Source organism: Nocardia sp. NPDC057440 (genome assembly GCF_042802915.1).
In the GTDB taxonomy this organism is placed as follows: Bacteria; Actinomycetota; Actinomycetes; order Mycobacteriales; family Mycobacteriaceae; genus Nocardia.
In genome coordinates this window covers 351,371-364,955 of record NZ_JBHVDF010000001.1, presented here as the reverse complement: position 1 = coordinate 364,955, position 13,585 = coordinate 351,371, and the positions used below count along the sequence as shown (strand labels likewise).

Sequence of the window (13,585 nt, the reverse complement as noted above, 5' to 3'; positions counted from 1 at the left end):
CCGTTCAACTCGTTCGTGGGATGATCGGGGTTCCGGAGCCGAGCAGATTCGCGCAGCACAGCTCGCGGCCGATCGATGTCGGGACGTGCGGAAATCGGCGGGTGCGGCAGCGCGCGGCGACGTCGAGCTAGGCAGGAGGTCGATCGATGGCCGGTAACGCCGACAACCCGTGGTCGGGCCTGAAGAACCAGGCGAAGAACGGTGTGTTCACGATCAAGCCGGACACGGCGCCCAAGGCGGCCCAGTTCGTGGCGGACGCTCTTGCCGTGTTCGATGTCGCGGCAGGTGACTTCAAGGGGCCTTATGGGGATTCCGCATCGGCGCAACTGAAGTCGCAGTACACCGACATGGAGCATGTCGACCACTTCGGCAGTCTCGGTTCGGGCAAGATTCTTTCGCGCGCCTTTCAGGACGTCGGCGTCGAGCTGATCGACAAGACCCTGCCTGCCTATAAGAAGTCGCTGGAAGATCTGGCCGAAGCATTCATCATCGCCGGGCACATGGTGAAGAACACCGAGGATGCCTCGCAGGCAGCGTTCGAAGAGCTGAAGAACCTGAAGGGCAAAGGGACCGCGCTGCACGCCGCAGCCGTCGCAGGCGAGATGATGATGCGCAAGTACGACCCCGGCAACGGGTGGAAGTGGATCGACGCCGATCCCGAAATGCCGAAGTGGGGTGGGGGCGACAAGTACGGCGGGCCCCCTGCGATCGCAGCGAACGGGCCCGCCACCCAAACGATCAACACCAATATGGAACCGCCCGAGATCATGACCTGGGATAACTCGGTGGCGATGTGGTATGCGCTCAACGAGAAGTCCAACGGCCTCGTGATGATGGGCGGGGACTGGTGGCGAATGGCGTCCCGGCTGGAGATGGCGTTCTCCACCCTGGGCAGCAGTATCGACGGACTCACCAAGACCGAGTGGAAGGGCGATGGCGCCGACACCGCCAAGGGTGCTGTCGATAGGCTCGTCGGCACCGGCCACCAGCTCACCGTCAGTATGCGCAAGATCGGTCAGCTCTTGTTGGACGGCTCCGTGTGGACGGCCGTGATGAAGGCCGGAATGCCGCAGCCGGGCGCGAACGGTGAGTACGCGATCCCCACGATCGACGAGGAGAACGCGGCGGTCCGCCGCGCCCAGGACACCTTCCGGAATTGGTACAAGCCCGGCGTCGACGCCAGTTCTGTGCTCCCGGTGCTTCCCCCGCCCACCGGGATTCAGATGCCGAAGCCCGACCCGCGCACCACCGAACGTCCCGGCGGCGACGGCGGTGGAACGGGCGGCAACGCAACCGGCTCCACCACCGCCCAGCAAGCCGCCTTCAAGAAGTCCCAGCAGGCTCTCGCCGATCAGCAGAAGGCATTCGACAAGGCGCAGCAGCAGGCGGAGAAGGACGCGAAGGCACGCAACGCCGAATACGAGAAGCAACAGAAGGCCGCAGAGCAGCGCTACGCCGAGCAGCAGCGCATCGCGCAGCAGCAGGCGCAGCAGCAAGCCGCCAAGCAAGCCGCCGATCAGGCTGTTCAGCAGGTGCATCAGGGCATGCAGCAAGGCATGGACGCTGCCCAGAAAGCCGTGGAACAGGGTATGGCGGCGGCGCAGCAGGCCATGGCGAAAGATATGCAGACAGCGGGCCTTTCGGGACTGTCCGGCCTGCCGTCCGCGTTGTCGGCACTGGGCAAGGATGCGCTCAAGGCCGGTGGCGGCGGTGCGGGCAAGGGCGGCGGCGGCGCTGGTGGCGGCGGTGCCGGCGCGGGCGCGGGTCTGACCAACGCCGCGGCACAGAGCGCCAAGCTGTTTCCGAGGGCCGCGCTCACCGAAGCCGCGGCCGCGGCGGCCGGTCGTGCCGGATTGGCCACGGGCGCGGGTGCGCCCGGTGCGCCCGGCGGCATGGGGCCCGCGGGCCAGGGCGCTAACCAGGGCGGCCAGAAGGAACACAAGCGCGCCGACTACCTCGACTCCATCGAGCACCTCGACGAAGCGCTCGGTGCGGCACCCGTTGTCGCCAAACCTGTTGTGGAGAAATGATCCGCACCTGGAAGTTCACCGACCTCGAGTTCTACGCCCTCTGGTTCGCCGAGGAGGGCGAGGCTCTGCCGTGGCCGTTCTACTTCACGACGACGGTGCCGCGGCACGACGAATTCGAACGGCAGAAGGCCGAGGCCTCGGGTGCCGTGCGGCACCGGCTCGGCAGGTCCTTCGACGAGCCGCTGGCCGCGATCGTGCGCCCGGATGTGTGGGTAGCGGTCAGCGGCTGGGACGGGCGCGAGCCGCGCAAGCCTGCCGCGTTGCTGCGCATGCTCGCGGTCCGGCGTGGTGATCGTGGATACCTCGTCGCCGCGCAGCCCGGTGTGACGTATTGGGACTCCCGCGGTTTCACGGTCACCGAATGCGATGCCGTCGCGCTGGCGGACGCGGTGGTGGACGCGATGCCGGAGACCGACCCCGGTCGGCTGTCCGACATCACGCTGCCCGCACCACCGGGCAGTGACGATATGGACTATTCCTACGGTGCGTCGGCGGTGCACGATTCGTTCGCCGTTTCGTTCGCCGAGCGTGCCCAACGGTTTCTGGACACGCCGACGCCGAGTGTCGGCGTCATCGATATCGTCCAGGGCCGTTCGCTTTTCGGTCCGCGCGGTATCACCCGCTATCGAATCGGATGGCGTGATCTAGAAGAAGACGGCCGATATGCGATCGATGATCAGAATCCACCGCTTGCGGTGGCCGCCGATCGCAAAAGAATGATCTTGATGATCAACACCAGGATTGCCGCGATTGTGCGCGCGATCAAGGATGAACGGATCTGAGAGGTGTCATAATGGATGAACAGCAAACAAATTCGGACGGGTGGACCGCGACCTCGCGGACCGGTGCGATATCGGTGCGCACCACCGAACAGGGCCTGCCGCTGGGAATTTCGGTCGATCCCGCGGAATTGCGCCGCGATCCCGCCGGTTTGGCCGCCGAGGTGCTTCGACTGTGCAAACAGGCGGCCAACCGGGCGGGTCTGATCCGGCGGGCGGAACTGGAGGCGGCCGGGATGTCGGGCGACATGCTCGCCCTGCTCGGGCTGCCTACCTCGGAAGACGTGGCCCGCCACGAGATTGCCGAGGAGCAGGAGTACGAGACCGAGCCGCGCAGTTGGCTGCGATCGGTGTAGATCGCCAGCGGAGGTCGACGGCGTGTACGAAACGATGGACGAACTGATGGCCAGTGTGCAGCGACGGCTGTACCGAATGCGCGGACTCGCCGAGGACATGGCGGCGGTCCGGGCCCGCGAGACGGCGCAGGACGGGTCGATCACCGCCGAGGTCGACGGTAATGGCGCACTGCTGAATCTCGAATTCTCGCAGGCGATTTCACGGCTTTCACCGGCTGAATTCGAGACCACACTGGTAGCCACGGCAGCGGCGGCCGCCCGGCGTGCTTTCGAGCTACGTGGCGAGATCGTCGCCGCCTTCAACGAGGAGGTTGCCGAGTAGACATCCGCTGTTTGCGGAGTTACATCATTGTTTCGGAAAACTTCCTACCGATTCGCGCAGATCGGTTGGTATCTTTAAATAGTTGGTCAATTGCATTACTGGATCGGGGATTACGATGAGCGAACTCGTGGCGACACCTGATGCGATTCGCCGGTACGGGGATGCCGCGGCAGCGATGGCGACCGGAGTCGCGACGGCGGGGGCCTTCGACCAAGCGGCGACCATTGCCGCCGCCGTGCCGGTCTTCGGCCTGATCGGCCAGGACTTCCTGATGTCCTTCGCCTATGCGCAGGGCAATCATGTCTCCTCGGTGTTCGAACTCGCGGCGGTGCACGCGGGCACCGCGTTGACCGCGCATCAGGGCGCCACCGCGTACGAGGTGAACGAAGCGACTTCCATCGCCGAATTCGGCGCCGCCGGCAGCGCCTGATGAACCCGCCACTAGACCCGACGATCGTGGATCTGCTGCGCGGCAGTGCGCTCGCGCCGCTGATCGATCGACCCGTCAACGACATCCTGAAGGACATGGGGCTCGGGCCGCTGCCGGAAATCTCCGGCCTGTCACCACTGCCCGAACTACCGCCGCTGCCCGTCATCGATCTTTCGGCCCTCGCCAGGCCGTTCACCGATCTGGCAAGTAGCTTCGGCACCGGCGCGCTCGGCGCGGGCGCAGGCGGCGGAACCGACCCGACGCAGGCGCTTTCGGGCATCACGACCGCGCTGCAGACCGCGATGACGCTGGGCACCACCGCGGTTCAGACCGTGATGTCGATCTGGCAGGGCATGGCCGCGATGCAGGCGGCGGAGAAGGCCGCGCAGGCCCAGGAGGACGGCGGGCAGGTCGCCGCGCAGGGCACGCAGGAAAAGGCGGTGCTCGGCACCGCCGCCACCTCCGTGGCGACCGGTGGGGCACTGCTCGCCGCGATCATCGCGAAATACCTCGCCACCATGACCGCCGCGGCGCCACTGCTCGGCACCCCTGGTGGACAACTGTTCTTGGTGGCCGCGACCACCGAGGCGCTGACCGAGGCGACCGCCGTGGTCGCCAAGACTCGGGTCGAGATGACCGGGCACTCGGCGAATATGACGCAGACCGGTCAGAAGGTGAAGGTCACCAACGCACCCAAGGGCGTCGACTCGGCGCAGCAGATGGCGCAGATGATGCAGATGCTCACACCGCTGATGACGCTGGCGACCACCGGCGTGCAGACCGCCGGCCAGCTGGCGACCGCGAGTTCACAGCTGCTGGCGCCCAAACCGGCCGATATCGCCGCGAAGGCCGAAGAAGAAGCCGACCGCAAAGCACGCGAGGAAGACGCGGCCGCGGCCGCAAGCGGTGGCGGTGGTGGCGGTGGTGGTGGTGGTTTCGGTGGTGGCGGCATCGGTGGTGTGGCCGCGGCCGCGACGCCGCTGAGCCCGTACTCCGGGACCAGGGTCGCGAGCGTGGGTCCGCTGCCGGGTGCGCCGGGCCTCGGAACCGGCTCGTCCGCGACGGAACCCGCGGGCGGCCTTCGTCCCGGCGGGTCCGCGCCGGGCAGCCCGGGCATGATGCCCTACGGCGCGGCGGGGGCCGCGGGCAGCCGCGCCGGGGACGCGGGCAGCGACCTGCCCGGCTTCCTGGTTTCCGGGCAACACGGCGACGAGGTCGTCGGCGATATCGATGGGGTCTCGCTGCCGGTGGTCGGCGCGACCGAGCAAGTGTCCGAACCACCGCCCGACAAGGAACTCACGCTCTGAGGGGTGTGCGGCACGGTTCGGATCTGGAGGAGGTTGCCATGGCAAGCAGCGGTGCGGATTTCGACGGAGTGGTGTTCGACCCGGTGGCGGCGCGTAATGCCGCCGTTCGGCTCGATGGGCTGGCCGATCGGCTGGAGCGGGATCTGCGCTCCGGCGCGACGTCGCTGACCGTTCCTGCGGCAGGGCTCGAAGAGGTATCGGTGCGTGCGGCGCGGACCATGAGCGATGTCGCGTCCTCGTACACCGAGAGCGCGTCCGCGGGAATCCTGGAAATCAGGAAGCTGGCCGCGACACTGCGCACCCAGGCGGCGCAGTTCGGTCGCGCCGAAAGCGACAGCGCCGCCGACTTCGGCGCCGGCGCGGCGTGACGGCGGACTACCACACGGAGCAGCAATGATCGAACCACCGCAGCCCGGCTTCACCGGGGTGGTGTGGGAAGCTCGCGAGCCGGATCGACTGGCGCGCGAGATTTCCACCGGGCCTGGTGCGGTGCCGATGGCCGAGGCGGGCGCGGCATGGACCCGCCTGGCCGCGAGTTTCGGTACTGCGGTGGCGGAATACGAACTGATCGTGGCATCGATACGCGGCGCATGGCAGTCCACCACGAGTGGTCCGGTGCTGGACCGCATTTCGACGCTGCGTGAATGGCTGACGGATGCGGCGACGGCCGCGGGCAACAATGCCGTGCACGCCCAGACACAAGCCGCCGCCTATGAACTCGCCAGGCTGACCATGCCGCACACCGCCGAGATCGCGGCCATTCAGGCCGTGCAGCGGATGCTGGAGCAGGTCACCGGCGCGCTCGGCGCGCCATTACGTGCGGTGGCCGCGGAACACGACGCGGACGCGGACATGGCCAAGGCGGCGGCCGCCAGGGTGATGCGCAGCTATGAGGCGGCCACCGAGCCACTGGCGATGCCGTGGATTCAACAGCAGCCGCCGGTGATCGCGACACCCGCCGCGCTGGAAGCCGAGCAGACGAGTACGACGGCGGCCACAGCCGCGACGACGGTCGCACTGCCCGCCGTCGCGCCGGGGATGTTCCTGCCGGGCGGGTTCGGCGCGGCCGCGCCGTCTCGGGTGCTGACCGCCTATCGCGCGCCGGTGCTGGCACCGATCAATGAGCCGGTGGAAACGGTCGCTCCGCAGCCGGTTCCGGCGTCCGCGTCGAGTGCGGCGGCGATGCCGATGGTGCCGGGAGCCATGGCGCCCGGCGCGGCGATGGCGCAGGAGGAACAGCAGTACCAGTCGCGCGCGTCCGATGCTGGCGTCGACGCGCTCGGCCCCGAACTCGGAGTCGTCGCCGCCCCTGCGGTACTCGGTGCGGCCGAACCGCCCGCGCCTGCCGAGGGTCGGGCCGTCACGGGAGGCTCCCCGTGACAACGATGACCAACGATGGACTGCTCGCGGTGGCCGACCGGCTCGGCGTGCAGACCCTGCCGCTGGTGCTTTCGGTCGCACCGCAACAGGATTCGTTCGACGAGTGGACCGCGGCCCAGCAGCGCGCGGTGACCGCGCTCGTCGGCGCCGGTGTGATCGACTCCGACGGCGCGGTCGATCCGGACCTGGCGGCCGCGCTGCGTACGCTGGCGCAGCCGGACGTCGAACTCGTCGCGCGGATCTTCACCGGCGCCGATTCGACAAGGATCTGCCTGGCCAGGCGCGCCGAACAGCATGCGCTCGCGGTGCGCGCCGGTGACAGCTTCGACATCGGGCCCGTGTGGGCCGACGGCTCCGGCGCCGCCCTCCTCCGTCCGCTGCTGGCCGCGCTCGGACCGGGAAAGCCCGCGGATGTGGTCAGTTTCAGCGCGCCGTCGAGTGAGCTGAGCGAACGCCTCGCGGCGGCACAGGCTTCCGCGGACTTCACCGATGCCGTCTACGCACTCGGCGTCGCCGATCGCGACGCCGTCGCCTACGGGATGGCCTTCGCCTCCTGCCACAGCTTCGCCGAGATCGTGGCCTACGCCCATCTCGACGGCCAGACCACCCGGCCGCCCGGCGCGGTCGCGGTGTACGACACCGGGCGCGGTCGCATGGTGGCCGCGCCCGGGATCGCCGCGGATCAGCAGGTGTGGTCCACGGTGACACCGGGCACCGATCACCGTATCGCGCAAGCGATTTCGGCACTGATCGAATCACTGCCCGGGGGAAGGTGGCTGCCGCAGTAGACCCGAAGGGCGCGCAGTAGCTCGCCAACCTTCCGGCGATGCCGATCGGCATCGTTTCCGGGTACTCGAATCACGATACGAAAGGTTTGATCATGGGTGATGGTGTATACGCCGATCATGCGACCGCGAAAGGCGCTCAAGGCGACATGGCGGACGCGGTGGCGGCGATGAAGTTCGTGCTTCAGCAGATTTCCGACGAAGTGCACTCGGCGACCGGCTGGTCCGGCGATGCGCGCGTGGCGTTCATGGACGCGTCGCGCATGTGGGACGACGAGGCCAAGGTGCTCAACGACCGGCTCGACCGGATCAGCGAGCAGGTCGGCACCGGCACCGTCCAGTTCCAGCGCACCGACGCTGAGGGCGAGGACGAGTTCAAGATGATCCGCCTCTGAGCGGTCAAGCGGCACCAGGCAATTCATTTTTTGGAGGAATGTCATCATGGCAGATGGAGCAATGGAATATAGCAAGGCCAAAATGGTCACGCTGTTCCACGACCTGCAGGGTTTTCGTCAGGCCCTCATCGACCGTTCGCAGGACATGAACGACGCGGGCAACAACCTGCGCAAGGCTTGGCAGGACAACGCCGCCCTGGTGGAGTTCGAAAAGACCTACAAGGGCTGGACCGACGAGCACGAGCACATGCTCCAGGTCCTGAACAAGATCGCCGCCGCGGTCGAGAGCGCACTGCACCGCGCTCTTGGCACCGACGGCAAGATCGGCGACGGCTTCGCCGGTCTTTGATCGAGGCGATCCGGCCACCCCGGCCGCGGTCGAGAGCGCACTGCACCGTGCTCTCACCCGCGATCGGGGCTGCGCGTCCGCGGTACGGCAATGGCCGGCCAGGAGCGGCCCGCTCTCGGTCGGCCGTTGTGCGGTATGCGCTGTGTCGGGTTATCGTGCGGCGGTGAGGGATTCGCCGATGTAGCGCATCTCGTCCGGTGTGGTGACCATATTGACGGTCGCGCTCGCGGTGGAGGTGCGCACCGTGATGAGGTTGCGCGCCGCGGGGTCCTGGGTCAGCACGACGTCGGCGTCGAATTGTCCGGCCGACTGCCCGGGCGGGCGCACGTGCACGATGGTCGCGCCGCCGGTCAGCGCGGTGGGCGCGATGCCGTCGAAGACCACGACGGTCGCCGGGGGAAAGGGCGTGCCGGACTGCGGAACCGGCGTCGGGTGCTGGCTCGCGGTGGTATAGCGCGAGGCCAGCGAAAGTAGATGCGGTGCATCGACATTCGCGATCATGGAATGCCAGGCGTCGGGTCGGTCGGTGTGCACGACGGCGTGCGCCCCGAGCGCGATGGCGCGCAGGATCACCTGCTGGGCCAGGTCCAGTTCGCCGACGACTTCGAGATGCCGGGTGCCGTCACCGATCAGCGGCACGGCGATGCCGTGCCCGAGGTCGTCGGCGCCGATCAGCTGACCGCAACCGGCGGTGGGCACCGCGATCCCGCTGAGTGCGGACAGCGGGCCGCGATAGTCGCCCGCGCCCCTGGCGCCGTGCCCGCTGCGGATGGGCAGGCAATCGAGCAGCGCCCTGGATTGCTGCCCCGGCAGGGTGCGCAGCCCGGGCACGGGCGGGTCGAGCGGTTCGGTGGCGGTATCGAAACGGACCAGCGCGCCGAGGGTGACCGGCGGTGATGCGGAGCCACGTGCTTCGGTGGCACGGGTCGAGCCCGGCCGCAGCCGAACGGTCACTGTGGTGCTGAGGCTCGGCGTCGCCCAGATGTCGGCGAAGCCGCGCGAGCCGATCAACTCGGGCCCGATCTCGTAGCTGGTGAGGTGGATACCGTCGTGCACAAGCGATTTCGGTGTTTCGGTGAACTCGTCGATAGCCGCGCCGCGGATGAGCGTGCGCACTGCGGCGTTCATCTCGACCGCGGTCAGCACCGAAGCGGAGATGTCGCGCGCCGCGAGCCGATTGGCCACCCGGCGGGTCGCGATGATCGCGGCGCGCAGCGCGCCGGTGCCGCCACCGCCGCGATTGTCCACCGCCTGGGCATTGGCCAGCGGGTCGAGGCGAAGCACCAGCCACACGGTCCGGTGCGCGATCGCGGGCAGCGGGCCGAGGATGCGGTCGTAGAGCTGGGCGACCGCGCCTGCGCCGACGGTCCGCGCCCCGGTGCTGATCACATCGATGGAGGCCAGGCTGATGTCGAATTGACCGAGGCAGCGGGCGATCTCGGTGAGTGGAAGGACCTGATCGGTGGACAGCGAGCCGCGGCGCAGCAGGGTCAGCGCGTCCGGCGGCGGGTCGATGCGCAGCATCGTGGTCAGCAGATCGCCGTCCCAGCGCACGCCGTAGCTGCCGCCCTCGGGCAGCGGCACATCCAATGCCGCCGCGCTGCTGTCGACGGGCTTCGACCGCGCGCGGTGCCAGCGGAAAGTGATGGTGCGCCCGAGCATCCCCGCGAGCGTGCGCGGATTTCGTCGTCGCGCCGGCGCGGCGCCTGCGAGAAAAACCATCGCGCCGATTGCGACCACGGCTATGGTTGGTAAGTCGAACGCGGTGGCGATCCAGGCCGCCGCGGCGGCGGCCAGCGCGATCGGGATGATGAGCCGCAATGGCATCTGCCGAAACAACCAGAATTCAGGGTCACGTAATTGCGAGTTCGCTGAATTTTCCATTGATTCACCGGGGTTGGTTTCCTGCGCGTGCACGGCCTCGCTCACGATAATTAGCCCTGGGTCGAATACCGGTGGCCGGAGTTTGTCGGCCGTGGGGTCTGCTGCGCTAACAGTACCGCGCCGCAATGGTGTTGGCGGTGCGAGTGGTCGAGCCGATACAGTGAATTTCGAGAGCGCAATTGGATCGAGACATAGTTCGATGGAGGCCACGTGCCGGCTCAGCTGACCACCAAGGCCCAGGTCAATGGATACCGTTTCTTGCTCCGGCGTCTGGATCACGCACTGGTGCGCCGCGATGTTCGGATGCTGCACGATCCGATGCGCTCTCAGGTCAGGTCGATGTTCGTCGGCGCCATCCTCGGCCTGCTCGTGGTGGCGGGCGCGGCGATCCTGGCTTTCCTGCGTCCCCAGGGCTCCATCGGCGACGCGAACATCGTGATGGGCAAGGACAGTGGCGCGCTGTATGTCGTCGTCACCGACGCCGACAAGAACAAGACGCTGCATCCAGTGCTCAATCTGGCCTCCGCCCGTTTGATCAGCGGCAGCAGCGAGTCGCCGAACTCGGTCAAGGACGGCAAGCTGGCGGCGCTGCCGCGCGGGCCGATGCTGGGCATTCCCGGTGCGCCAGCGGCTTTGCCAGGGTCGCGGCAGGGCAACCGATCGGACTGGTCGCTGTGCGAGTCGGTCGAACTGTCGATCACCGGAAGCGCGGCGTCGGCCACCGGCGTGAGTACCACGGTTCTTGCGGGAAAACCCCTGCTGGACGACCATATCCGTGTCGCGGCCGCCGAAGAATCCCTGTTGGTGCGGCGCGGCGACAAGACCTACCTGATCTACGACGGCAAGCGTGCGGAACTCGACCCGGCGAACTCTGTGATGGCTCGGTCGATGACCTTGGCCGGGCGCAAGCCGCGGCCCGTCGGAACCAGCCTGCTGGACGCGGTCACTGCGGTGCCGCCGCTGACGCCGCCGGACATTCCGCAGGCCGGTCAGCCGGGGCCGGGGCGGTTGTCCCAGGTGCCGGTCGGTGGCGTCGTCGCGGTCGGCGGCGTCGGCCGCGACGATCGCGCGGAGCTGTATGTGGTCCTCGCCGACGGTGTGCAGCGCATCTCCGACTTCACCGCGCAGGTGATCCGCTCCGCGAATTCCCAAGGCATGCGCGAGATCAGCTCGGTGCCGCCGGACGTGTTGACCAACATGCCGGTGCTGCACCGGATTCCGGTGGACGATTTCCCGGCTGACACACCGAAGATCGTGTCGGCCGAGGACGCCCCGGTCGCCTGTGTCGCCTGGTCGAAGACCCAGCAGCGCAATGAAGAGGCCATCGACGGACCGGTCGACCGCGCCGCCGCCACACTGCTGCTCGGTACCACATTGCCACTGGCCGACTCCGCCGAGCCGGTAGCGCTCGCCACCGCCGACGGCACCGGCGAGCGGGTGGACGCCGCCTACATTCCGCCGTCGTCCGGTGAATTCGTGCAGGTGACCGGCACTGAAGGGGGCAGCCTGCGCCGCGGCCCGCTGTTCTATGTCGCGGACAATGGAATCCGCTATGGCATACCGGACATCGAGACCGCCCAGGTGCTCGGGCTCGGCACGGAACCGCGCCTGGCTCCAGGAGCCATCATCGGTCGACTCGTCGCGGGACCCACCTTGGCCAAGCCGGACGCGCTGGTCGAACGCGATACCGTAACCACGACAAAGTAACCCGCAGGCGGGATCGGTCGACGGTCAGGCGACGCCGAGCGAGGCGAGCACAGCGCTCAGCGCCGCCTCCATGTCGGGCGCCTCGATGCGCATCAGCACGGACCTGTCGACGGCGGTCAGGTCGAGCGAATCGTCGTTGGCCAGCCGGAACTCGCGCTCTTCCTCGGCAGCCTCGATGATGTTGCGGACGAACCGGCCGTTGCCTGCCAGATCGATGCCGCGCCGCGGCTGCCCGCTCTGGTCGGTGCGCTCGGAGTTGTACAGGTTTTCGCAGGCACGTTCCAGCAATTCGAGCGCGCCTTCGGACAATTCGGAGTCGCGTGACGCGGCGATGAGCTGACCGATCTCGCCGAGTTCGGCCGGTGTGTAAGACGGGAACTGCAGACGCTTGGCGAAACGCGAGGACAGACCGTCGTTGGAGGCGAGCAGCCGATCGATCTCGCCGTCGTAGCCCGCGATGATCACCACCAGGCGATCACGGTCGTTCTCCATCCTGGCCAGCAGCGTGTCCACCGCCTCGCGACCGAAGGCGTCACCACCGGACAAGCCGGTCTGGATCAGCGTGTATGCCTCGTCGATGAACAGCACGCCGTCCATCGCGGTGTCGATCAGCTTGTCGGTCTTGATCGCGGTGCTGCCGAGGTGCTGGCCGACGAAGTCCATCCGCTTGGCCTCGACCACCTTGTCGGTCTTCAGTAGGCCGACACCGCAATAGATTTTGGCGACGACCCTGGCGATCGTCGTTTTGCCGGTGCCAGGCGGACCGGTGAAGACCAGGTGATTGCCGCGGGCCATGCTGGCCATGCCCTTCTCGGTCCTGATCTTGGCCAGTTGCGCGGTGGCCTGCAGCTTGGCCACCTGGGTCTTCACCGAGGCGAGCCCGACCTGCTTGTCCAGCTCGGCGCGCGCCTCGGCCAGGATCCGCTTGGCCCGGTCCTCGGCGTCGGCGCTCTGCAACTGTTCGACCGACGGCGCGGAGGCCGGATCCCAGCGATCGGTGCGCGCGTCGATCGATTCCTTGCTCGTCACCGTGATGCGGTAGGCGCGGTCGCGCATGGCCGCTGTGTTCGCGGCGAAATCTGGTGCCTGCGAATACACCTTCTCGAACAGCGCCTGCGCTTCTTCCTCGTTGCCGGTCTCGCGCAGGCACAGCCCGCGGCAGAACATGGCGGTGGTACGGGCCGCCGGGATCGGGCCGGATTCGGCCTGCTCCATCCTGCGGATCGCCTCACCGAACAGACCGAGCTGGGCACACGCCGAGCCGACCATCACATGCGCGCCTGCCGCCAGATAGGTGTCGTCCCACTCGGCGGAGCCCGCGAGCACCGCCATGACATCCGGCCAGCGCTGAGTAGTGAAATGCAGGACGCCGCGGATATAAGCGCTGATCCGATCGTCGATCTCGCGATCGGTGTCCGAGAGCATGGACCTGCGATGGGTGGCGAGCTCGTCGAGCACCCGCTCGGCCTCGTCGTACTCCCGGTCGGCGATCAGCTGCGCCGCCTGCGCCAACCAGATCTCGGTGTAGCCGGCCAGCGGATAGTCGATGTACAGACCGGCGAGGAAGCGGCCTGCCAGCGCGCGCGGCGCGAGCCCGAGCCTGCGCTGCTCCCGGAAAAGGGTTGTGCCGCTGGTCTTGTACAGGTTGTAGAGGACCTCGGTGGTCACCTCGCCCGCCGCCGCGCGCCCCAGCCACGCGTCGCACATGGTCGGATCCCATTCGGTGGCCCGCTGAAAAGCCAATTTCGCGTACTCGAGGTCGCGGGCCGATTCCTGTCCATCGATGGTCAGACCCAGCGACAGGATTCCGGCGTCGAAGGCGCGTTGTGCTTGGCGATTACCCGTCATGGCAGTCGAACCC

14 protein-coding genes are annotated in these 13,585 nt (G+C 67.8%); 12 read left to right on the top strand and 2 right to left on the bottom strand.

Translation table 11 applies throughout. The features are described from left to right. Nucleotides 1-146 precede the first annotated feature (146 nt). The 11 genes from ACFU4Z_RS01725 to ACFU4Z_RS01675 all read left to right on the top strand — a co-directional run bounded on the left by ACFU4Z_RS01725 (nt 147) and on the right by ACFU4Z_RS01675 (nt 8,133). Nucleotides 147-2,030 carry a hypothetical protein gene (locus ACFU4Z_RS01725; protein ID WP_379058824.1) on the top strand — a complete coding sequence of 628 codons (1,884 nt, stop codon included), beginning with the start codon at nt 147-149 and terminating at the stop codon, nt 2,028-2,030. After that, nucleotides 2,027-2,812 carry an ESX secretion-associated protein EspG gene (locus ACFU4Z_RS01720; RefSeq protein WP_379058821.1) on the top strand — a complete coding sequence of 262 codons (786 nt, stop codon included), beginning with the start codon at nt 2,027-2,029 and terminating at the stop codon, nt 2,810-2,812. Before ACFU4Z_RS01725 ends, ACFU4Z_RS01720 begins: the two co-directional genes overlap by 4 nt. Before the next feature lie 11 nt (nt 2,813-2,823). Continuing rightward, nucleotides 2,824-3,165: a hypothetical protein gene (locus tag ACFU4Z_RS01715; protein WP_379058818.1), complete on the top strand. Its 342-nt coding sequence runs from the start codon at nt 2,824-2,826 to the stop codon at nt 3,163-3,165. A gap of 22 nt (nt 3,166-3,187) precedes the next feature. Further along, nucleotides 3,188-3,487, top strand: a complete 300-nt coding sequence (locus ACFU4Z_RS01710; protein ID WP_379058815.1) for a YbaB/EbfC family nucleoid-associated protein — start codon at nt 3,188-3,190, stop codon at nt 3,485-3,487. Between the two features lie 115 nt (nt 3,488-3,602). Continuing rightward, the gene (locus tag ACFU4Z_RS01705; RefSeq protein ID WP_379058811.1) at nt 3,603-3,917 is read left to right on the top strand and encodes a type VII secretion target; all 315 of its coding nucleotides are present in this window, start codon (nt 3,603-3,605) and stop codon (nt 3,915-3,917) included. Beyond that, nucleotides 3,917-5,224, top strand: coding sequence for a hypothetical protein (locus ACFU4Z_RS01700; RefSeq protein WP_379058808.1), 1,308 nt, complete (start codon nt 3,917-3,919; stop codon nt 5,222-5,224). The genes ACFU4Z_RS01705 and ACFU4Z_RS01700 overlap by 1 nt, the downstream gene beginning before the upstream one ends. 38 nt (nt 5,225-5,262) lie before the next feature. Beyond that, entirely contained in the window at nt 5,263-5,592 is a 330-nt protein-coding gene (locus ACFU4Z_RS01695; RefSeq protein WP_379058806.1) for a PE family protein, read from the top strand. 25 nt (nt 5,593-5,617) lie between these two features. Then, nucleotides 5,618-6,604 carry a PPE domain-containing protein gene (locus tag ACFU4Z_RS01690; protein ID WP_379058802.1) on the top strand — a complete coding sequence of 329 codons (987 nt, stop codon included), beginning with the start codon at nt 5,618-5,620 and terminating at the stop codon, nt 6,602-6,604. A gap of 5 nt (nt 6,605-6,609) precedes the next feature. Continuing rightward, entirely contained in the window at nt 6,610-7,392 is a 783-nt protein-coding gene (locus ACFU4Z_RS01685; protein ID WP_379059296.1) for an ESX secretion-associated protein EspG, read from the top strand. A 38-nt stretch (nt 7,393-7,430) separates the two neighbouring features. Continuing rightward, nucleotides 7,431-7,784 carry a WXG100 family type VII secretion target gene (locus ACFU4Z_RS01680; RefSeq protein WP_379058799.1) on the top strand — a complete coding sequence of 118 codons (354 nt, stop codon included), beginning with the start codon at nt 7,431-7,433 and terminating at the stop codon, nt 7,782-7,784. A 46-nt stretch (nt 7,785-7,830) separates the two neighbouring features. Continuing rightward, complete coding sequence (locus tag ACFU4Z_RS01675; RefSeq protein WP_379058796.1) at nt 7,831-8,133, top strand: type VII secretion protein EsxR; 303 nt, start codon at nt 7,831-7,833, stop codon at nt 8,131-8,133. 150 nt (nt 8,134-8,283) lie between these two features. On the opposite strand, the gene eccE is transcribed toward ACFU4Z_RS01675, so the two are convergent. After that, entirely contained in the window at nt 8,284-10,227 is a 1,944-nt protein-coding gene (eccE, locus tag ACFU4Z_RS01670; protein ID WP_379058793.1) for a type VII secretion protein EccE, read from the bottom strand. On the opposite strand from eccE, the gene eccB reads away from it, so the two are divergent. Continuing rightward, entirely contained in the window at nt 10,228-11,724 is a 1,497-nt protein-coding gene (gene eccB / locus ACFU4Z_RS01665; RefSeq protein ID WP_379058791.1) for a type VII secretion protein EccB, read from the top strand. A 24-nt stretch (nt 11,725-11,748) separates the two neighbouring features. On the opposite strand, the gene eccA is transcribed toward eccB, so the two are convergent. Further along, entirely contained in the window at nt 11,749-13,572 is a 1,824-nt protein-coding gene (gene eccA / locus ACFU4Z_RS01660; protein ID WP_379058788.1) for a type VII secretion AAA-ATPase EccA, read from the bottom strand. Between the last annotated feature and the right edge of the window lie 13 nt (nt 13,573-13,585).

What these genes read in the sequence shown, in the direction of transcription:
- ACFU4Z_RS01715 (WP_379058818.1), top strand. Translation starts at nt 2,824, where the DNA reads ATGGATGAACAGCAAACAAATTCGGACGGGTGGACCGCGACCTCGCGG.
- ACFU4Z_RS01680 (WP_379058799.1), top strand. Translation starts at nt 7,431, where the DNA reads ATGCCGATCGGCATCGTTTCCGGGTACTCGAATCACGATACGAAAGGT.
- ACFU4Z_RS01725 (WP_379058824.1), top strand. Translation starts at nt 147, where the DNA reads ATGGCCGGTAACGCCGACAACCCGTGGTCGGGCCTGAAGAACCAGGCG.
- ACFU4Z_RS01695 (WP_379058806.1), top strand. Translation starts at nt 5,263, where the DNA reads ATGGCAAGCAGCGGTGCGGATTTCGACGGAGTGGTGTTCGACCCGGTG.
- ACFU4Z_RS01705 (WP_379058811.1), top strand. Translation starts at nt 3,603, where the DNA reads ATGAGCGAACTCGTGGCGACACCTGATGCGATTCGCCGGTACGGGGAT.
- ACFU4Z_RS01685 (WP_379059296.1), top strand. Translation starts at nt 6,610, where the DNA reads ATGACCAACGATGGACTGCTCGCGGTGGCCGACCGGCTCGGCGTGCAG.
- ACFU4Z_RS01675 (WP_379058796.1), top strand. Translation starts at nt 7,831, where the DNA reads ATGGCAGATGGAGCAATGGAATATAGCAAGGCCAAAATGGTCACGCTG.
- eccA (WP_379058788.1), bottom strand. Translation starts at nt 13,572, where the DNA reads ATGACGGGTAATCGCCAAGCACAACGCGCCTTCGACGCCGGAATCCTG.
- ACFU4Z_RS01690 (WP_379058802.1), top strand. Translation starts at nt 5,618, where the DNA reads ATGATCGAACCACCGCAGCCCGGCTTCACCGGGGTGGTGTGGGAAGCT.
- ACFU4Z_RS01720 (WP_379058821.1), top strand. Translation starts at nt 2,027, where the DNA reads ATGATCCGCACCTGGAAGTTCACCGACCTCGAGTTCTACGCCCTCTGG.
- ACFU4Z_RS01700 (WP_379058808.1), top strand. Translation starts at nt 3,917, where the DNA reads ATGAACCCGCCACTAGACCCGACGATCGTGGATCTGCTGCGCGGCAGT.